We start from the raw sequence: 18,884 nt of genomic DNA on the forward strand, positions 1-18,884 counted from the left end.
GATGATCCACGAAAGCGTCCGATGAGCTCGAACACCGTCGCCGGCCAGCTGGTCGACTACCTCGTCCAAGCCGGTGTGCGCCGCATCTACGGCATCGTCGGCGACAGCCTCAACCCCGTGGTCGACGAGGTGCGCCGCACCGGCGGATCAGCCAAGGGCGGGATCGACTGGATCCACGTGCGCCACGAGGAGGCGGCCGCGTTCGCCGCGTCGGCTGACGCCCAGCTGACCGGCGAGCTCGCCGTGTGTGCGGGATCGTGCGGCCCTGGCAACCTGCACCTCATCAACGGGCTCTACGACGCCCACCGCTCCGGCGCACCCGTGCTGGCCATCGCCTCGCACATCCCCAGCGTCGAGATCGGCTCCGGCTACTTCCAGGAGACGCACCCCGACCGCATCTTCGGCGAGTGCTCGGGCTTCAACGAGCTGGTGCTGACCGCCGCGCAGGCACCCCGGATGTTCCGTGCGGCCATCCACTCCGCCACGAGCGGCCACGGTGTCTCGGTCGTGACCCTGCCGGGCGACGTCGCCGAGCTGTCGGCCGAGGGCGCCACGGTGCCGCTGTCGCTGCCGGCACGTCCGTCGATCGTCGCCGACCAGGCAACCGTCGAGCGGCTCGCCGAGGCCATCAACGCCGCCGAGCGCGTCGCGATCTTCGCCGGCTACGGCGTCCGAGGCGCCCACGACGAGGTCGTCGCGCTGGCCGAGACGATCGGCGCGCCCGTCGGCCACTCGCTGCGTGGCAAGGAGTTCATCCAGTACGACAACCCCTACGACGTCGGCATGACCGGTCTGCTCGGATACGGTGCCGCCCACGCCGGCATGCACGACGCCGACCTGCTGCTGATGCTCGGCACCGACTTCCCGTACTCGCAGTTCCTGCCCGACGACGTCACCACGGCGCAGGTCGACGTCGACGCCAGCGTCATCGGCAGGCGCACGCGGGTCGACCTGCCGGTGCACGGCGAGGTGCTGGCGACCCTGCAGGCGCTCGCACCGCTCGTGCGCCGCAAGGACGACCGACGCTTCGTCGACCGGTGGCTCGACAAGCACCAGAAGATGATGCACAAGACCGTCGGCGCCTACACGCGCTCGGCCGAGTCGCTCGTGCCGATCCACCCCGAGTACGCCGCCTCGGTGCTCGACGAGGTCGCCGACGACGATGCGATCTTCACGACCGACACGGGCATGTGCAACGTGTGGACCGCCCGCTACATCAACCCCACGGGTCAGCGCCGCTTCATCGCGTCGATGCTGCACGGCTCGATGGCCAACGCCCTCCCCCACGCGATCGGTGCGCAGATCTCGCACCCGGGCCGCCAGGTCGTGTCGATCTCGGGCGACGGCGGCCTGTCGATGATGCTGTCGGAGCTGCTGACCGTCGCGATGTACCGGCTGCCGGTCAAGATCGTGCTGTTCGACAACTCCACGCTCGGCATGGTCAAGGCCGAGATGCTGGTCGACGGGCTGCCCGACTTCGGGGTCGACGTGCCCCCGGTCGACTACACCGCGATCGCTGCGGCCGCCGGCATCCACGCGCAGAGGGTCGACGACCCCAAGGACATCCGCCAAGCGCTCGAGAGCGCGTTCGCGACGGACGGTCCCGCCCTCGTGCAGCTGGTCACCGATCCGCTGGCCCTGTCCATCCCGCCGACCATCACGGGCGAGCAGGTGCGCGGGTTCGCGACAGCCCTCAGCAAGGTCGTGCTCAACGGGGGCGTCGGCGAGGCCATGAGCATGGCTCGCTCGAACCTGCGCAACGTGCCCCGCCCGTAGCCCCTGACGGCGGCAACCTTCCACCGAGTGAAATCTGCGTTGTCCGGCTTGCACCACAGTGCGATGTTCGTCACGACGCGTGTCCCAGCTCGTCACCGCCTTTCGGGGCAACTCCGCTGACGCCGTCAGCGCCGCTGGGCACGCGGCACCGAAAGGGATGACATGCCGAACAACAGAGCAGTTGCCTACAAGGAGCCCGGCGTCGTCGAGGTCATCGACATCGACTACCCCACGTTCGAGCTGAAGGACGGACCGGGCGTCAACCCCGAGAACGTCGGCCGCAAGGTACCGCACAGCGTCATCCTCAAGACGGTGACGACCAACATCTGTGGCTCCGACCAGCACATGGTGCGCGGACGCACGACCGCTCCCAAGAACCTGGTGCTCGGCCACGAGATCACCGGCGAGGTCGTCGAGGTGGGCCCCGGCGTCGAGTTCCTGAAGGTCGGCGACATCGTCTCGGTGCCGTTCAACATCTCGTGCGGCCGCTGCCGCAACTGCAAGGAGGGCAAGACCGGCATCTGCCTCAACGTCAATCCCGATCGTCCGGGCAGCGCCTACGGGTACGTCGACATGGGCGGCTGGGTCGGCGGGCAGGCCGAGTACGTGATGGTGCCGTACGCCGACTGGAACGCCCTGAAGTTCCCCGACCGCGACCAGGCGCTCGAGAAGATCCTCGACCTGACGATGCTGTCGGACATCTTCCCGACCGGGTTCCACGGTGCCGTCACCGCGGGCGTCACGGTGGGGTCCACGGTCTACATCGCCGGCGCCGGTCCGGTGGGTCTCGCCGCTGCGGCCGGCGCTCAGCTGCTCGGTGCCGCCGTCGTCATCGTCGGCGACCTCAACGACGACCGTCTCGCTCAGGCACGTAGCTTCGGTTGCGAGACCGTCAACGTCGGAGCGGGCAGCGTCGAGGACCAGCTCGAGCAGATCCTCGGCGTGCGCGAGGTCGACGCTGCGGTCGACGCCGTCGGGTTCGAGGCTCGCGGCCACGGAGGCGGCGCGCAGGCCGAGGAGGCGCCTGCCACGGTGCTGAACTCGCTGATGGACGTCACCGCCGCCGGTGGTGCCATCGGCATCCCGGGCCTCTACGTGACGGGCGACCCAGGTGCCGTCGACGACGCCGCCAAGGTCGGCTCGCTGTCGCTGTCGCTGGGCACCGGATGGGCCAAGTCGCTGTCGTTCACGACCGGTCAGTGCCCCGTCATGAAGTACAACCGTCAGCTCATGATGGCGATCCTGCACGACAAGGTGCAGATCGCCGACGCCGTGAACGCCAAGGCCATCCCGCTCGAGGACGCCCCGCGCGGCTACGCCGAGTTCGATGCCGGCGCCGCCACCAAGTACGTGCTCGATCCGCACGGCTTCACCTCGGCCTGACAACTCCGGCGGCCCGTCTCCTCAGGGAGGCGGGCTGTCGCGCGTCTCGAGCCCTAGCCGGACCGGACGTCGACCGCTGTCCGCAGCACCGCGGAGAGCTCGTCGACAGCACCCGGCACCAGCGCGTAGAACGCCCACGCCCCTCGCCTGTGACGTGTCAGGAAGCCCGCGTCGACGAGGATCTTGAGGTGGTGCGACACCGTCGGCTGCGAGAGCCGGACGGGCTCGGTCAGGTCGCACACGCACGCCTCGCGCCCCTCGTGCGCCGCGATCACCGAGAGCAGTCGCAGGCGGGCCGGCTCGGCAAGAGCCTTCAGGCGTGCGGCCAGAGCGACGGCCTCGTCGGCCGGCAGCGCCTCCTTCGCCACAGGAGTGCAGACGTCAGCAGCCTCGGACTCGTCGATGGGCAGCAGAGACACCATGTCGTCAATTGTGCCCGATCACTCCAATCGCAGGCGTCGATCGCCACAGATCGACAAATGTCGATCCGGTGGGTTTGAGCCCCGTGCTACAGGGGCACGTCTCCCTGGGTCGCCACTTGGCGGCCGCACCGCACGTCGGAAGGACACCCCATGTACTTCGGTGGATCCATCGCCCTCATCGCCATCGGCGCCATCTTGTCGTTCGCCGTGCAAGACCGGATCTCAGGCGTCGACCTCGTCGTCGTCGGCTACATCTGCATGGCGGCCGGTGCCCTCGGCATCGTCCTGAGCCTCGTCGCCAACGGCCGACGCGACCGCGTCGTCGTGCGCGACGACGTCCCGCCGCGCTGACACCAGCCTCTCCTCCACCCGGGCAGCGCATCGCGCGTCGCCCGCCCACGAAAGGACACACCATGGGCTTCCTGCTCTGGATCATCGCCGTCGCACTCGTCATCTACGGCGTCATCTCGCTCATCAACGGCAGCATTCTGCTCGGCATCATCCTCATCGTCGTCGGCCTGGCCGTCGGTCCCGGTGGATGGTCGATCTTCAACCGGCGCGGATCGCGCGCCTGACCACCATGCCGCACCCCTGCACCTCGCCCGCCGCTCTCGCGGCGGGCGAGGTGCGTCGCGTCACCCACCGGAGGACTGTGCAGCGATGAGCCAGATGCTGAACGGACGCTACGAGCTCGGCGAGATCGTGGGCGCCGGCGGGATGGGCGCCGTCTACCGGGCCACCGACACCCGTCTCGGACGCACGGTGGCCGTGAAGGCCCTGCGCGGCGGCGCCCTGGCCGACGAGGTGGCACGCTCGCGCATGCGCAGCGAGGCGCGCCTCGCCAGCACGGTGCACCATCCCGGCGTCGCCCAGATCTACGACTACGACGACCGCAGCTCGACGCACGGCGGCATGGCCTTCATCGTGATGGAGTACATCGAGGGCCGGAGCCTGGCGCGGGTGCTGCGCGAGGAAGGCCGGCTCCCGGTCGAGCAGGTCATGTCGGTCGTGCAGCAGGTGGCCGACGCCCTCGCGGCCGCTCACGCCGCCGGCGTCGTGCACCGCGACCTCAAGCCCGCCAACATCATGCTCACCGCGACGGGGCGGGCCGTCCTGGTCGACTTCGGCATCGCCAGCTCGGCTGCGAGCGAGCCGCTGACCGAGACCGGCGCCCTGATCGGCACCGCCGACTACCTGAGCCCCGAGCAGGCCGCCGGACGTCCCGCCACTCCGCGCTCCGACCTCTACTCGCTCGGTGTCGTCGCCTACCAGTGCCTGACCGGCACCTCTCCGTTCCGGCGCGACCACCACCTCGCCACGGCCCTCGCCCACCTGCAGGACGAGCTGCCCGCGCTCGACCCGTCGGTTCCCCACGAGGTGCGCGACCTGGTGCGGCACCTGGCCGAGAAGAACCCCGTCGACCGTCCCGCCGATGCTGCCGAGGTCGCTCGACGCGCCGGAGGTGCCGGTGCTGCCCACCCGGTCGTCGTGCCGGCCACCACGCTGATCGTGCCGCCGGTGCGTAGACGAGTCCGCCGCCCGCGCGTCCTCTACTCGGGTGTCGCCCTCGTCGTCGCTGCCGCGCTCCTGCTCGGCGTCGACCGGATGACGTCCGGCGCCCCCGATTCACCGGCCCCCGACCCGACACCTGTCGAGCAGGTCGCAGCACCCACCACGGTGGCCGTGTCCGCGGACGACCTCGTCGGCCGCACCGTCGACGAGGCCGCCGCGACGTTGCAACGGCTGGGGCTCACCGCAGCGCGCAATGACGTCGCCAGCTCGCAGACGTCCGGGGTCGTCGTCGGCGTCGACCGCACCGGGCAGGTCCCGCTGGGCGCCACCGTCACCCTCGACGTCGCGGTGCCACTGTCCGCCTCACCCGACGAGGACGCCCCCGCCGAGACGGCGACCCCAGCGGCGACCACCGCGGGCGACACCCAGAAGGCCGACCCCCGCAAGGACGCCCGCGGCAGCGCACCCTCTCAGCGCGCCAAGGGCAAGCCCGACGGGAAGGGGCACGGGAAGGGCAAGGACAAGAAGCGCTGATCCACACGGCTGGGCCCGAGGGCCGGAGGGCCGGGTATGGTGGATCGACGCTCATCGATGGCACGGCCGTACCACTGCACCAGGAGGCACCATGGCGAAGCAGCTCGAGCTGACGATCCCGTTGCAAGGCGACCGAGCGGTCAAGTGCCCCCGGTGCCAGTCCGACAGCGGTCTGCACTTCGACGAGGTCTCCCTCATCGACCCCGGCGCGGACGTCGTCCCTCTGCACGCCGCAGGAGGCGAGGGCCTGTCCGTGGTGACCGCGACGATCGGCGACGGCAGCAGGCCCGGCCGCCGACACCTGATCGTCCTCCCCCACTGGTGCGCCAGCTGCGGCGAGCGCGGCGAGCTCGTGCTGCGCCAGGACGACGGGCACACCGTCGCGCAGTACCGCGAGCTGACGGGCAGCACCACGACCGACGACTGACACCTGGCGGGCTGCTCCACCGATCGGGTCAGTGCCCGCCGAGCCCGCCGCTGAGGCGTCCGTGCCGTTCGGCGCTGGCAGCGTCGAGGCCGACGATCTCGACCGTCGTGCCCTTGCGCTCGTACTTGGTCGTGATCGCGTCGAGCGAGGCGACCGTCGACGCGTCCCAGATGTGCGACGCGGCCAGGTCGATGACGACGTGGTCGGGGTCAGCGACGTAGTCGAACTGCGTGGAGAGATCGTTGCTCGAGGCGAAGAACAGCTCGCCCGTGACGGTGTAGACCGCGCGGGTGTTGCCGTCCGCATCGCGCTCGAGGGTGCGGTGGGTCTCGGTGAGGTGGGCGACGCGACGCGCGAACAACGTCATGGCGACCAGCACGCCCGCGACGACGCCGATCGCGAGATTGTGGGTCAGCACCGTCACGACGACGGTCACGACCATGACGGTCGTCTCGCTCTTGGGCATCCTCCGCAGGGTCTTGGGGCGGACGGAGTGCCAGTCGAACGTCCCGACCGACACCATCACCATCACCGCGACCAGCGCCGCCATCGGGATGAGCGCGACGACGTCACCGAACCCGACCACCAGCACGAGCAGGAACACGCCGGCGAGGAAGGTCGACACACGTGTGCGGGCGCCCGAGACCTTCACGTTGATCATGGTCTGGCCGATCATGGCGCAGCCGCCCATGCCGCCGAAGAAGCCCGTGATGACGTTCGCCGCTCCCTGGCCCCACGCCTCGCGGGTCTTGTCCGAGCCCGTGTCGGTGATGTCGTCGACGAGCGTGGCCGTCAGCAGCGACTCGAGCAACCCCACCAGCGCCATCGCGACGGCGTAGGGGGCGATGATCTTCAGCGTCTCGACGGTGAGGGGTACGTCGGGCACGAACCATGCGGGCAGGCTGTCAGGCAGGGTGCCCTCGTCGCCGACGTCCGGCACGTTCACGGCGGCTACGACGGTGAACGCCGTCAGCGCCACGATCGCGACCAGTGGGGCGGGGACCACCGAGCTGATGCGCGGCAGCCCGACGATGACCGCGATGCCGACGGCGATCATCGGGTAGACCGCCCACGGGACGTCGACCAGGTGGTCGATCTGCGCCTCGAAGATCAAGATCGCCAGGGCGTTGACGAAGCCGACCATCACCGAGCGCGGGATGAACCGCATCAGCTTGGCCACGCCCGCGACGGCGAGGACGACCTGGATCACCCCGCCCAGCAGGACGGTCGCGATGAGGTAGTCGTAGCCGTGGTCCTTCATGACCGGCGCGATCACCAGGGCGACGGCACCGGTGGCCGCGGAGATCATGGCGGGACGTCCACCGAGGAACGAGATCGCCACCGCCATCGTGAACGAGGCGAACAGACCGACCTGGGGGTCGACGCCGGCGATGATCGAGAACGAGATGGCCTCGGGGATGAGTGCCAGGGCGACGACGAGGCCGGCGAGCACCTCGGTGCGCATCAGCCTCGGCGAGCGGAAGGCGTTGCGCACGGTCGGCTCGAGCTCGGCTCTAGGGTGGGCCTCGGGAGAGCGAGTAGTCACGCTCACCAACTCTACCCTCACGTAAGGGTAGAGTTGAAATCACGTCTGGAATGGAAGAGGTCGCGGTGACGGGTGGGGCGATGCACATCGGCGAGGTCGCCGCGCGGACCGACCTGTCAGTCCGCAGCCTGCGGCACTGGGAGGAGGTCGGCCTGCTGACGCCGTCCGGACGCACCGACGGCGGGTTCCGCCTGTACACCGACGGCGATGTCGAGAAGATCCTCGCCATCCGTCGCATGAAGCCGCTCGGCTTCAGCCTCGACGAGATGAAGGACGCCCTCGCCCACCTCGAGGCCCTGCGCGACCCGGCCACCGACGGTGCCGTCCGTGAGCGCGCGGTCGCCCACCTGGCCGCGGTGCGGGCCGATGCCGGAGAGCGCCGCCAGAAGCTGGTCCGTCAGCTCGAGATGGCCGACGAGTTCATCGGCATCCTCGACCGCGAGGCGCCGTAGTCAGTCCAGCGAGGCGATCAGCCCTTCGATCCGCCGCCTGATCTCGTCGCGGATGGGACGGACGTCGTCGATGCCCTGCCCGGCCGGGTCGTCGAGCACCCAGTCCTCGTAGCGCTTGCCCGGGAAGTACGGGCACTCGTCGCCGCACCCCATCGTGATGACGACGTCGGACGCGATGACCGCATCCTCGGTCAGCTTCTTGGGCTGCTCCCCCGCAATGTCGATGCCCACCTCTGCCATGGCCTGGACGGCGGTCGGGTTGATCTGGTCGCCCGGCATCGAGCCGGCCGAGAGGACCTCGACGCGCTCGCCCGCCAGGGCGGTGAGGAAGCCCGCAGCCATCTGGGACCGCCCGGCGTTGTGGACGCAGACGAACAGCACGGTGGGACGACTCATGCGGAGACTCCTTGCGGACGGGTGAAGAATCGGCGGGCCCACAGCGAGACGTAGACCAGCCCCACGAGCACCGGCACCTCGATGAGCGGGCCGACCACCCCGGCCAGGGCCTGGCCGGACGCGACGCCGAAGGTGCCGATGGCCACGGCGATGGCGAGCTCGAAGTTGTTGCCCGCTGCCGTGAAGGCCAAGGTCGCGGTCTTGGCGTAGCCGAGGTCGAGCCAGCGGCCGACCAGCATGCCGGCACCGAACGTGATCGCGAAGTAGACCAGCAGCGGGATGGCGATGCGGACGACGTCGAGCGGCTGGCTGGCGATGGCGTCGCCCTGCAGGGCGAACAGCACCACGATCGTGAACAGCAGCCCGTACAGCGCCCAAGGGCCCAGCCGGGGAAGGAAAGCGCCCTCGTACCAGTCGCGCCCCTTGACCCTCTCGCCGATCGTGCGCGTCAGGAACCCGGCGACGAGCGGGACTCCGAGGAACACCAGGACGCTGGTGGTGATGGCCCACACCGAGAAGTTCGCGCTGGCGGTGGACAGGCCGAGCCAGCCGGGCAGCGTCTGCAGGTAGAACCAGCCGAGCGCGGCGAAGGCGAAGACCTGGAAGACCGAGTTGATGGCGACCAGCACGGCAGCAGCCTCGCGGTCGCCGCACGCGAGGTCGTTCCAGATCATCACCATCGCGATGCACCGTGCCAGGCCGACGATGATGAGGCCCGTGCGGAACTCGGGCAGGTCGGGCAGGAGCAGCCAGGCCAGGGCGAACATCAGTGCCGGGCCGAGGACCCAGTTCATGACCAAGGACGCGACCAGCAGCCGGCGGTCGCCGGTGACCCGGCGCGTCTCGTCGTAGCGGACCTTCGCCAGCACCGGGTACATCATGACCAGCAGACCGATGGCGATCGGCAATGAGACCGAGCCGATCTTCACGGCCTCGAGTGCGTCGTCGAGCCCGTCGACGGTGCGCCCGAGGACGAGCCCGACGGCCATCGCGACGACGATCCAGACGGGCAGGAACCGGTCGAGGCGGGACAGGCCGCCGATCACGTCTGCGTCGTCCGGTCGGGTGGTCCCGGGTGATGTGGTCACGGCATGATCTTGACCTTTCGCGGACGCTCAGTCAAACTTGACTCAATGAGTATTGAGCAAGTTGATCTGGTGACCCGGGCGCGCCGCCACGCGGCACTGGCCGACGTGGCACGCCTGGCGGTGGTCGACGCCCTCGCACTCGGCGACCGCTCCCCCGGCGAGCTCCAGGCAGCCCTCGACCTGCCGTCCAACCTGATGGCGCACCACCTGAAGGTGCTCGAGTCGGCCGGCACCGTCACGCGACGCCGTTCGGAGGGCGATCGTCGCCGCACCTACCTGACCCTGACCGACCGCATCGCGGTCGACCGCGTCTCCCCCTCGATCGACGCCGCCCGCGTCGTGTTCGTCTGCACCGCCAACTCGGCGCGCTCCCAGCTCGCCGCAGCCATGTGGGCGGGCGTCAGCGACGTCCCCGCCGCGTCGGCCGGCACCCAGCCCGCCGACCGCGTCGCCCCCGGCGCCGTCGCAGCCGCGGAGCGTCACGACCTTCGGCTCCTCGGTGGCGATCCGCGGCCGTTCGCGGGGCTCTCCGCCGACGGCGACCTGGTCGTCGCGGTCTGCGACAACGCCTATGAAGAGCTCGGGTCGGCGATCGACCTGCACTGGTCGATCCCCGACCCGGTCAGGGCCGGCGACGACGAGGCGTTCGACGCCGCCTACGACGAGCTCGACCGACGCGTCGCCGTCCTGGCGCCGCTCGTGAGCATCTCCTGACCGCCGCGGGCGGCACACTGCTCGTATGAGCACACTCGACCCGGCACGCTCCGCCGTCGCCGTGGCGGTGCTGCTAACCATCACGGTGCTGACCGTCACCGTCGCGGGCGTGCGGGTGCGGGCCGACGCCGTCGTGGCGGTGGCACGGGCGGCCGTCCAGCTCGTCGTCGTGGCGCTGGTCATCGCCTTCGTCTTCCGCCACCCCGGATGGGTCGTGCTCTACCTGGGTGTGATGATCGTGGCCGCCACGGCGACGTCTGCACGGCGCATCGGCTGCGACGCCCGAACGGCCGTGCTCGTCGGAGGAGCGATCGTCGCCGGCGCGACCTGCGCCGTCGTACCTGTCCTGGCCAGTGGTGCGCTCGCATGGCGCTCGGAGACGATCGTGCCGTTCGCCGCGCAGATCATCGGCGGATCGATGACCGCCGCCTCCCTCAGCGGCGCACGCCTGCGGGACGACGCCGCCCGCGACTGGGGCGAGGTCGAGGGCTGGCTCGCGCTCGGCGCCACGGCCCGGCAAGCCACCGCGTCCTTGGGACGCGTCGCGGCCGGACGCGCCCTGATCCCGGCCATCGACCAGACGCGCAGCGCTGGTCTCGTCACGCTGCCCGGCGCGTTCGTCGGCCTGCTGCTGGGCGGCGCCTCGCCCGCGGAGGCAGCCGAGGTGCAGCTGCTGGTGCTGGTCGGCCTGCTGGCGGCCGAGACCGTCGCGGCCGTGCTGACCGCCCGACTTCTCGGCACCTGGGTCGGCACGACGCGCCCTGAGCCGCCTGGCTAGCCATGGCCTTGCGCGTCAGGCACGTCGAGAGGAGCCGTGCAAGCACGGCCCGGGCGTGGGGGGGGGGGGGGCGGGGGGGGGGGCGCCCCCCCCCACCACACCGCCACACGTCTCAGACCTGCTTGGCGTTCACCTCGTACGAGGTGTTGGTCGACTCGAAGAAGTTGACCAGCTGCAACGTGTCGTTGGCGGTGGCCATCCACTTCGCGGGGTTGGCGACGTTGTAGTGCGGCCCGAACCCGAGCTCCTCCAGCCGCCGGTCGGCCAGGTAGCGGACGTACTGGTTGATGTAGTCGGCGTTGAGCCCCAGAATGCCGCCGGGCAGGAGGTCGCGGTTGTAGGCCTCCTCCATGTCGACGGCGTCGAGGATCATCTGCTGGATCTCGGCGGCGAACTCCTCGGTCGCGACGTCGGGGTTCTCCTCCAGCACCGTCAGGATCAGGTTGATGCCGAACTTGAGGTGCAGACTCTCGTCGCGCACGATCCAGTCGATCAACGAGCCGAAGTTGCGCAGCAGGTTCCGCTGCCGGAAGCTCAGCGCGACCATGAAGCCCGAGTAGAACCAGATGCCCTCCAGGATGACGTTGTAGGCCACCAGGTTGCGGACGAAGTCCTGCTTGCCCTCGGTCGTCGTGATGTCGAGGGTCTGCTCGGTCATCCGCCTGATGAAGCGGACCTCGAACTCCTCCTTCGCAGCCATCGACGGCACGGTCACGTGCGACTCGTAGGCTGCCTCGCGATCGATCGGGAACGTCTCGAGGACGTACTCGAAGCTCATGCAGTGATTGGCCTCCTCCCACATCTGCTTGGCGAGATAGAGGTGGCACTCCGCGGCGTTGACGTACGGGTACACGCCGAACGCCAGTGCCTTGTTGACGAGCAGCTCGTTGGGGTTGAAGTAGCTCATCAGGAAGGTCAGGGCGTGCCGCTCGTCGTCGCTCATGCGCTCGAAGTCTGCGAGGTCCTCCCCCAACTGGATCTCGTTGGGGAACCAGGTGTTGGCAACGGCCTGGTCGTACAGGTCCATGGCCCACTGGTAGGTGACGGGCTTGAGCAGCAGCCCTTGCTCGATGCCGGTGCCGAGGATGCCTCGACGGGTGACGGTCTCAGTCATGGTGGTGCCTTTCGGGTCTGTGCATCGCGGGAGGTGTCACTGGCAGGAGTCGCACTGGAGGCGCTCCTGCGGGTCGATCGGGCACGCGGCACCGTCGACGACGTCGAGCTCGACCCGGTCGCCCGTCGAGACGGTCGCCGCCCCTTCGACAGGCTCGAGGGGCCGGGTGGGCCTGGCCGCTCCGAATCCACGACGCGGCGCGGCGCCAGCTGGCGCCGAGGCCTCGGCCTTGTTGACCTTGACGGTGCTCTGCTCGGCGGTGTGCCGCGGCATCATGTGCAGGTAGTACGTCGTCTTGACTCCCATGCGCCACGCGGCGTCGTACAGCTCGACCATCTCGCCGACGTCCCGGCTCCGCAGGTAGATGTTGCGGCTGATGGCCTGGTCGATCCACTTCTGCGCTCGCGCCGCGACGTTGACGAAGGCGTAGGGCGACAGCTGGAAGCTCGTCCGGTAGATCTCCTGCAGCTCGGCGGGCACCCCGTCGACCTTCGACAGGTCGCCCTGGTGACGCAGCAGGTCCTCGCGCACGGTCTCCCACAGACCCAGCGCCCGCAGGTCGTCGACGAGGTTGCGGTTGACCTCCAGGAACTTGCCCGAGCTCGTGGCCCGGCTGAAGATCTGGCTGAACTGTGGATCGAGGCCGGGTGTCGTCCCGGCCACGAGGCCGATGGACGCTGTGGGCGCGATCGCCATGAGCGTCGAGTTGCGGATGCCCCCCTGCACCTTGCCCCGCAGGGCGTCCCAGTCGAGCCGGGTCGTGCGGTCGACGTCGACGGGCACGCCGCGGTCCTGCTCGAGCAGCTCGAGCGAGTCGACCGGCACCATGCCCTGCGACCAGCGGGAGCCCTCGAAGTTCGGGTACGCGCCGCGCTCGCGAGCCAGGTCGGCCGAGGCGTCGATCGCGTGCCAGCTGATGAACTCCATGACCCGGTCGATCAGGTCGTACGACTCCTCGGACTCGTACGAGAACCCGAAGCGCTCGACGACGTCCGTGAACCCCATGACCCCCAGGCCGAGCGCGCGGTTGAGCTCGTTGGAGTGCTCCGACTCGGGCACCGACGAGATCGTGATGTCGATCAGGTTGTCGAGCTGGCGCACCGCGAGGCGGGTCGACTCCGCCAGGCGCGCCCAGTCGACGCGGGCCTGCTGGCGCCGACCCGTGACGTGACGCGACAGGTTGATCGAGGCGAGGTTGCAGACCGCCACGTTGTCGCGGTCCTGCGGCAACGTGATCTCGGTGCACAGGTTCGACAGGTGGATCGTGCCGGTGTTGTGGTTCAACGCACGGGTGTTGATGGTGTCCTTCCACGTCAGCCACGGGTGCGAACTGGCCTGCAGCGACACCAGGATCGCGCGGAACTGCTCGCGCGCCCGCAGCTTCTTGTGCCGCAGCTGCCCGGCCTCCGCCGCCTCGACGTACTCCGCGTAGCGGGCCGAGAAGGCCGCGCCGTACAGCTCGGTCAGATCGGGGACGTCCAGCGGGTCGAACAGGTACCAGTCCCGGTCGTCCTGCACCCGCTTCATGAAGTCGTCGCTGATCCACACAGCCGTGTTGGCGGTGCGGGTGCGTCGGTACGGGTCGCCGGAGTTGGCGCGCAGGTCGAGGAACTGGGCGAAGTCGAGGTGCCAGTTCTCCATGTAGAAGCACAGTGCCCCGAACTTCTTGCCGCCGCGGCTGATGGCACGCAGGGTCGAGTCGATCGTGTGCATGAACGGGATCGGGCCGGTCGACGACGTGTTGTTGGAGCGGATCGGCGATCCCTCGGCGCGCAGCTTCGTCACCGACATGCCGATGCCGCCGGTGCCCTTCGTCAGCCACATCACGTCACGGACGCTCTTGGCGATGTGCTCGATGTCGTCCTCCATCTGCATCACGAAGCAGTTGGACAGCTGGCTGTACGACGTCCCGGCGTTGACCAGCGTCGACCCGGCGGCGAGGTACTCCAGCCGCGACATCTTGTCGTAGAAGGCGATCGCGGACGCTGTGGGATCGGCCTCGTTGAGCGACAGGCCCATGGCCACCCGCATCCAGAAGAACTGCGGAACCTCCAAGGGCGTGCCATCGGGCTCGCAGATCATGTAGCGCGTGCGCATCGTCTGGGCGCCGATGTAGCGGATGAGGTCGTCGCGGTCGGGGTCGAGGGCGGCACCGAGGACCTCGAGGTCGAACAGCTCGGCCAGGCGCGTGTCGAGCAGATCGAGCTCGACGCCGCGCAGCACCGAGGCCACGAAGGCCGGCCCGTGGAAGCTGTAGACCTCGTCGCGGGTCACGCCGTCGCCGAAGATCTTCTTGTAGAGCGTCTTGACCAGCAGGCGCGATGCGATGGTGTCGAAGGCCGGATCGTCCTTGACGTTCTGCAGGGCCACCTGGACGACGGCCTCGTCGAGCTGCTCGCTCGTGATGCCGTCGAACAGCGTGATCTCGAGCTCGGACTGCAGCTGCGTGACGCGAGCGACCTGGTCGTCGAGGCCGACGCTCGCCTCCTCGATGGACCTGGCGATCTCGTAGCCGTCGTACGGTGCGCGCGTTCCGTCGCGCTTGATGACGTGGATGGTCATGCGGTTCACCCCTCGTGAACTGGTGCGTGGACGCAGTCCGCGGTGTGAGGGGTGACGAGGACGGTCGGCTCCAGATGGAGACGTGGCAGCGCGACCTGATCCCCTGACCTTCCCACGAGGTCGCGGACCCACACCGTCGTCTGGACGGTGCGGCACTGGCAGGTCTTCGGACTCATGGGCCGGGCGACGCTCGCGCGCCACCGCCTACTGTTCGTCGCTTCCCAGGCTTGCGCCCAGTGCTGATGACGAAGGTCGTTCCCACTTACCGCTGCGGGGCAGTCCCGGATTCACACCGGGTTCCCTGTTGCCACGACTCCCCTGGCTGAGGAGGCGAACCAGCTGCGCCTGACACACTATCTGGAAATGACAGTCTTGTAACTACCTACATGTGGTGTTTTTTGCGCGTCAGGCGATGAGGGTGCACCGGCAGGCCCCAGCCGATGTAGTCGATCAGGATGCGGCGAGCGGCGTGGGCGTCGACGGCGCCGAACCAGGCGTCGTCGGGGTGCACCACCACGACCGGGGCGTTGTTGCACGGGAACAGGCACCCGGTCTGCGTCACGAGCACGTCGTCGTCGCCGAGACCCAGCTCGCCGAGGGTCGCTCCGATCGCGCCAGCGGTCTCCTCAGCTCCCCGGGCCGAGCACCGGGGGCCGCGGCACACCAGGACGTGCCGGGAGTGGCCCGGGACGTCCTGCCACGCATCCGACGTCATGCCCGCCTCCGTGCCGGCGACCTCGGTGTCGCCGATGAGGATCGTGGGACGCTGCGATGCCTCGCGGAGCCAGTGACCGGCGACGCGCCGCATCCACGACCGCGCGGGCGAGCGGCCCGTCAGTGCCACCATCTCGAGGCGGATGGTGGTCTCCCCCGCGGCGGCGAGCCGTGTCAGCTCAGCGGTCAAAGACGGCTCGCCGTACTGCAGGAAGGCCAGCGTCGCGCCGCTCTCGGCGGCCTGACGACGCAGTGCCTGCTGCTCGTTGACCTCGGCGATGGACATCCCCACCAGGACGACGGCGGTCATCGGTGCCACGTCACGGTCAGCCGGCCAGCGTCGTGGTCGTGCCGGACGGACGTCGACACGTCGTAGACCTCGCGGATCATGCCGCTCGTCATGACGTCCGCGACCGCGCCCGACGCGACCACCCGGCCCTGCCTCAGGACGACGAGGTCGTCGCAGAAGGCCGCAGCGAGGTCGAGGTCGTGCAGGGCCGCGACCACCGTGACCTCGAGATCGCGGACCGTGGCGAGGAAGTCGATCTGGTGCGACAGGTCGAGGTGGTTGGTCGGCTCGTCCAGCAGCAGCACCTGCGGCTCCTGGGCCAGCGCACGCGCCAGCTGGACGCGTTGACGCTCGCCGCCCGAGAGCGTCTGCCACCGGCGGTCGACCAGTCCGTCGACCCGGCTCAGGCGAAGCGCCCGGTCGACCTGCTCGGCGCCCTCGTCGCTGCGCCCGGGCCAGCGGCCCCGGTGCGGGATGCGTCCGAGCTCGACGACCTGTCGCACCGTCAGGTCGAGGGTGGTCGAGGCGTGCTGCTCGAGCAGCGCGACGCGGGTGGCCCTGTCGCGCGCGCCCATCGCGTGGACGTCGTCGCCGTCGACGCGCACCGACCCGCGGTCGGGCGCGAGCAACCCCGCGACGACGTGGAGCAGGGTCGTCTTGCCGGATCCGTTCGGTCCGATGAGCCCCGTGAACGTTCCCGGCCGCACGGTGGCGGTGACCTCGTCGACGATGGTGCGCCCGTCGACGTCCCACCCGACGCCGCGCACGTCGACCCTCACGCTGTCCTCGACTCACGTCGCAGGAGCCAGGCGAACACGGGCGCGCCCACGACCGCGGTGACGACGCCGATCGGGATCTCCTGGCCGTCGACCAGCGAGCGCGCGACGGTGTCGGACCACACCAGGAGCGTCGCACCGCCCAACGCGCTGAGCGGGAGCAGGCGTCCGTGCAGCGGTCCGCAGGTCAGCCGCACGACGTGCGGCACGACCAGGCCGACGAAGCCGATCGCCCCCGTGAACGCCACCAGGCACGCCGTCAGCAGCGCGGTGCCGATCAGCAGCGTCCACCGGGTGGCACCGACCGAGACCCCCAGCGATCCTGCCGCCGCCTCGCCGAAGGCAAAGGCGTCCAAGGTCGACGAGAACGACAGGATGAGCAGCAGCGCCAGTAGCGCGACGACGACCAGGAACAGGGTGGAGTGCCATCGCAGCCCCGCCAGCGACCCGAGCGTCCAGCTGAGCACCCGGCGTGCCGCGTCGTGGTCGCCGCTCATGATGACGACGAACGACGTGAACGCCGCGCAGATCTGTCCGACCGCGACCCCTGCCAGCACCGTGCGCGACGGGGCGAGCGCGCCGGACCGTCCGGTCGCGAGGGCCAGCACCAGCACCAGCGCCGCTACCGCGCCGGCGAACGCGCCGAGCGTGATCATCGACGCCGACACGAGCCCGGCGAACCCGACACCCAGCACGATGACGCTCACGGCGCCCACCGACGCTCCCCCGCTGATGCCGAGCAGGTAGGGGTCGGCGAGGTCGTTGCGGGTCAGCGACTGCAGCACCGTGCCGGCGACGGCGAGCCCCGCGCCGGCGGCAGCGGCCCCCAGCACCCTGGGCATCCTGAGCTGCCAGACGATCTGGTCGTCGAGCAGCGAGGCGTCGGTGTGCCACCCGGCACGGCGCACCACGACGTCGAGCACGTCGCGCACCGGGACGGTCACCGAGCCGATGCCCAGCGCGACCAGCATGGACGTGACCAGCAGGAGCGCGAGCAGGAGCAGAGGGGTGGGCCCCCTGCTGAGGATCGCGGCTCGCCGGCCGACCTTCGCAGGCGCAGGCGACAGCATCAGCCGAGGTCGAGCGACGTGAGCTGCTCCGCGACGTGCTGCGCACCGTCGACGAGCCGGACGCCGGGCGTGGACTCCGAGAACGGGATGACGACGAACCGGTCCTGCTCGACGGCGTCCAGCGTGCTCAGCACCGGGTCCTTCTTGAGGAAGGCGATCTTGTCGTCGGCGGTCGACCAGCCGGCGTCGGCCACCACGATGACGTCGGGCTCGGCCTTCACGACCTTCTCCCAGCTGACGTCCGCCCATCCACCCTTGAGGTCGGCGAAGACGTTGGTCGCGCCGACCGCGTCGAGGATCAGCTGCGGGCCGCCCTCGCCGGCGCCGGCGAAGGCCGTCTTGTCACCGGAGTCGAACCAGAACACGTCGACGCCGGCCCCGGCACCGTCGGCCTTCAGGGTCTTCAGGGTCTTCAGCGTGGCCTCCTGGTCCGCCTCGATCTTCTCGGCCCGGTCGGGGACGCCGAAGACGTCGCCGACCATGGCGATCTCGTCCCAGACCGACTCGAACGACACGTCCTGGCTGGGCTTGTTCTCACCGCAGCCGAACAGCGACGTCATCGAGCCGATGCCGAGCTCGGCGAGCTCGGACTGCGGCCCGGCGGCGTCCTTGTCGAACGCACTGGCGTACGAGCCGTAGACGAAGTCGGGCTTCGCCGCCAGCAGGGTCTCGTGATCGGGGTACTCCTTCGAGAGGACGTCGACCGAGTCGTACGCCTTCCTCCACTTCTCGGGCACGGCGTCGTCGAGGTAGGCCGTGCCGGCGAGCTGGTCCTGCACGCCGAGCGCGAGCGCCACCTCGGTCGCGCCCTGGTTCATCGTGACGGCGCGGCGGGGCTTGGACTCGACGGTCGAGGTGAAGCCGCAGCTCACGGCCTTCACGGGGTAGTCGGCCGACGCGGCGGCCGACTTCTTCTCTGCGTCGGGGGCGCCGGCGCACGCCGACAGCAGCAGCGTGGCGACGGCGAGGACGGCGGGGGGCATGGCGGTGCGACGGGATGACGTCATCAGGGGGTCTCTTCCGAGTCCGGAGGCTCTAGCGCGAAGCCTGGTGGGTGGGTGACACAGACGGTCGGTCTGCGGCCAGCAGGTCTTCGGACTCGGGATCAACCAGGCGGCGCGCCTTCCCAGACCTTCCGGTCCAGTGGCCTCGTGCTCCGCCCGTCACCCTCACCGCTGCGCGTCAGTCCCGGACTCTCACCGGGTTCCCTGGCTCATCACTGAGTTGACTGGCACACGCAACGTAGCAGCCTGTCGCCTACGGCGTCCGCATGACCTACGTCTCACGGCGTGGCTCGGGCCGCTGATGCGCGCCGGGCATGATGGGCTCGG

The 18,884-nt window shown here is 69.7% G+C and carries 19 protein-coding genes and 2 riboswitches; of the genes, 9 read left to right on the plus strand and 10 right to left on the minus strand.

The window, feature by feature from the left end:
- Positions 1–21: 21 nt before the first annotated feature.
- On the plus strand, positions 22–1,776 hold the full coding sequence (locus DX116_RS13555; RefSeq protein WP_119704781.1) for a pyruvate dehydrogenase: 1,755 nt from the start codon (positions 22–24) through the stop codon (positions 1,774–1,776).
- A 162-nt stretch (positions 1,777–1,938) separates the two neighbouring features.
- Positions 1,939–3,159, plus strand: a complete 1,221-nt coding sequence (gene fdhA, locus DX116_RS13560) for a formaldehyde dehydrogenase, glutathione-independent (RefSeq protein ID WP_119704782.1) — start codon at positions 1,939–1,941, stop codon at positions 3,157–3,159.
- A 53-nt stretch (positions 3,160–3,212) separates the two neighbouring features.
- Here the strand turns inward: fdhA and DX116_RS13565 are convergent, their stop codons facing one another.
- Positions 3,213–3,581: an ArsR/SmtB family transcription factor gene (locus DX116_RS13565; RefSeq protein WP_119704783.1), complete on the minus strand. Its 369-nt coding sequence runs from the start codon at positions 3,579–3,581 to the stop codon at positions 3,213–3,215.
- Positions 3,582–3,731: 150 nt separating this feature from the next.
- Here DX116_RS13565 and DX116_RS13570 point away from each other — a divergent pair, with 150 nt between their 5' ends.
- The 4 genes from DX116_RS13570 (at position 3,732) to DX116_RS13580 (ending at position 6,054) form a co-directional block, all read left to right on the plus strand.
- Positions 3,732–3,932: a DUF6458 family protein gene (locus tag DX116_RS13570; RefSeq protein WP_119704784.1), complete on the plus strand. Its 201-nt coding sequence runs from the start codon at positions 3,732–3,734 to the stop codon at positions 3,930–3,932.
- A 62-nt stretch (positions 3,933–3,994) separates the two neighbouring features.
- Entirely contained in the window at positions 3,995–4,156 is a 162-nt protein-coding gene (locus DX116_RS20155; RefSeq protein ID WP_199716078.1) for a GPGG-motif small membrane protein, read from the plus strand.
- A gap of 85 nt (positions 4,157–4,241) precedes the next feature.
- Positions 4,242–5,627, plus strand: coding sequence for a serine/threonine-protein kinase (locus DX116_RS13575; protein WP_119704785.1), 1,386 nt, complete (start codon positions 4,242–4,244; stop codon positions 5,625–5,627).
- 91 nt (positions 5,628–5,718) lie between these two features.
- Positions 5,719–6,054 (plus strand): hypothetical protein, encoded by a 336-nt coding sequence (locus DX116_RS13580; protein ID WP_119704786.1) that lies wholly within the window; start codon positions 5,719–5,721, stop codon positions 6,052–6,054.
- A gap of 28 nt (positions 6,055–6,082) precedes the next feature.
- Here DX116_RS13580 and DX116_RS13585 read toward each other — a convergent pair whose 3' ends face one another.
- Complete coding sequence (locus tag DX116_RS13585) at positions 6,083–7,600, minus strand: SulP family inorganic anion transporter (RefSeq protein ID WP_233556769.1); 1,518 nt, start codon at positions 7,598–7,600, stop codon at positions 6,083–6,085.
- A gap of 80 nt (positions 7,601–7,680) precedes the next feature.
- Between DX116_RS13585 and DX116_RS13590 the strand changes: the two genes are divergently transcribed.
- A complete protein-coding gene (locus DX116_RS13590; protein WP_199716079.1) occupies positions 7,681–8,052 on the plus strand; it encodes a MerR family transcriptional regulator in 372 nt (123 codons plus the stop codon).
- On the opposite strand, the gene DX116_RS13595 is transcribed toward DX116_RS13590, so the two are convergent.
- A complete protein-coding gene (locus tag DX116_RS13595) occupies positions 8,053–8,448 on the minus strand; it encodes an arsenate reductase ArsC (protein ID WP_119704788.1) in 396 nt (131 codons plus the stop codon). It lies immediately after the preceding gene.
- Positions 8,445–9,536: an ACR3 family arsenite efflux transporter gene (arsB, locus tag DX116_RS13600; RefSeq protein WP_119704789.1), complete on the minus strand. Its 1,092-nt coding sequence runs from the start codon at positions 9,534–9,536 to the stop codon at positions 8,445–8,447. The genes DX116_RS13595 and arsB overlap by 4 nt, the downstream gene beginning before the upstream one ends.
- Before the next feature lie 69 nt (positions 9,537–9,605).
- Between arsB and DX116_RS13605 the strand changes: the two genes are divergently transcribed.
- Together DX116_RS13605 and DX116_RS13610 are read left to right on the plus strand one after the other, a co-directional pair.
- Entirely contained in the window at positions 9,606–10,250 is a 645-nt protein-coding gene (locus DX116_RS13605) for an arsenate reductase/protein-tyrosine-phosphatase family protein (RefSeq protein WP_233556771.1), read from the plus strand.
- Between the two features lie 25 nt (positions 10,251–10,275).
- Positions 10,276–11,028: an ABC transporter permease gene (locus DX116_RS13610; protein ID WP_119704791.1), complete on the plus strand. Its 753-nt coding sequence runs from the start codon at positions 10,276–10,278 to the stop codon at positions 11,026–11,028.
- A 112-nt stretch (positions 11,029–11,140) separates the two neighbouring features.
- On the opposite strand, the gene DX116_RS13615 is transcribed toward DX116_RS13610, so the two are convergent.
- From DX116_RS13615 to DX116_RS13640, 6 genes are all read right to left on the minus strand, one after another.
- Complete coding sequence (locus DX116_RS13615) at positions 11,141–12,142, minus strand: ribonucleotide-diphosphate reductase subunit beta (protein ID WP_119704792.1); 1,002 nt, start codon at positions 12,140–12,142, stop codon at positions 11,141–11,143.
- A gap of 36 nt (positions 12,143–12,178) precedes the next feature.
- The gene (locus DX116_RS13620; RefSeq protein WP_119705638.1) at positions 12,179–14,704 is read right to left on the minus strand and encodes a ribonucleoside-diphosphate reductase subunit alpha; all 2,526 of its coding nucleotides are present in this window, start codon (positions 14,702–14,704) and stop codon (positions 12,179–12,181) included.
- A 140-nt stretch (positions 14,705–14,844) separates the two neighbouring features.
- Positions 14,845–15,059, minus strand: a riboswitch (cobalamin riboswitch).
- 27 nt (positions 15,060–15,086) lie between these two features.
- A complete protein-coding gene (locus DX116_RS13625; RefSeq protein ID WP_119704793.1) occupies positions 15,087–15,728 on the minus strand; it encodes a (2Fe-2S) ferredoxin domain-containing protein in 642 nt (213 codons plus the stop codon).
- Entirely contained in the window at positions 15,725–16,486 is a 762-nt protein-coding gene (locus DX116_RS13630) for an ABC transporter ATP-binding protein (RefSeq protein ID WP_119704794.1), read from the minus strand. Before DX116_RS13630 ends, DX116_RS13625 begins: the two co-directional genes overlap by 4 nt.
- Positions 16,483–17,553, minus strand: a complete 1,071-nt coding sequence (locus DX116_RS13635; protein ID WP_119704795.1) for a FecCD family ABC transporter permease — start codon at positions 17,551–17,553, stop codon at positions 16,483–16,485. The genes DX116_RS13630 and DX116_RS13635 overlap by 4 nt, the downstream gene beginning before the upstream one ends.
- Positions 17,553–18,560: an ABC transporter substrate-binding protein gene (locus DX116_RS13640; RefSeq protein WP_119704796.1), complete on the minus strand. Its 1,008-nt coding sequence runs from the start codon at positions 18,558–18,560 to the stop codon at positions 17,553–17,555. The genes DX116_RS13635 and DX116_RS13640 overlap by 1 nt, the downstream gene beginning before the upstream one ends.
- Positions 18,561–18,620: 60 nt before the next feature.
- A riboswitch (cobalamin riboswitch) is annotated at positions 18,621–18,801 on the minus strand.
- Between the last annotated feature and the right edge of the window lie 83 nt (positions 18,802–18,884).

The sequence above is a fragment of the Aeromicrobium endophyticum genome (assembly GCF_003586285.1).
Taxonomy (GTDB): domain Bacteria; phylum Actinomycetota; class Actinomycetes; order Propionibacteriales; family Nocardioidaceae; genus Aeromicrobium; species Aeromicrobium endophyticum.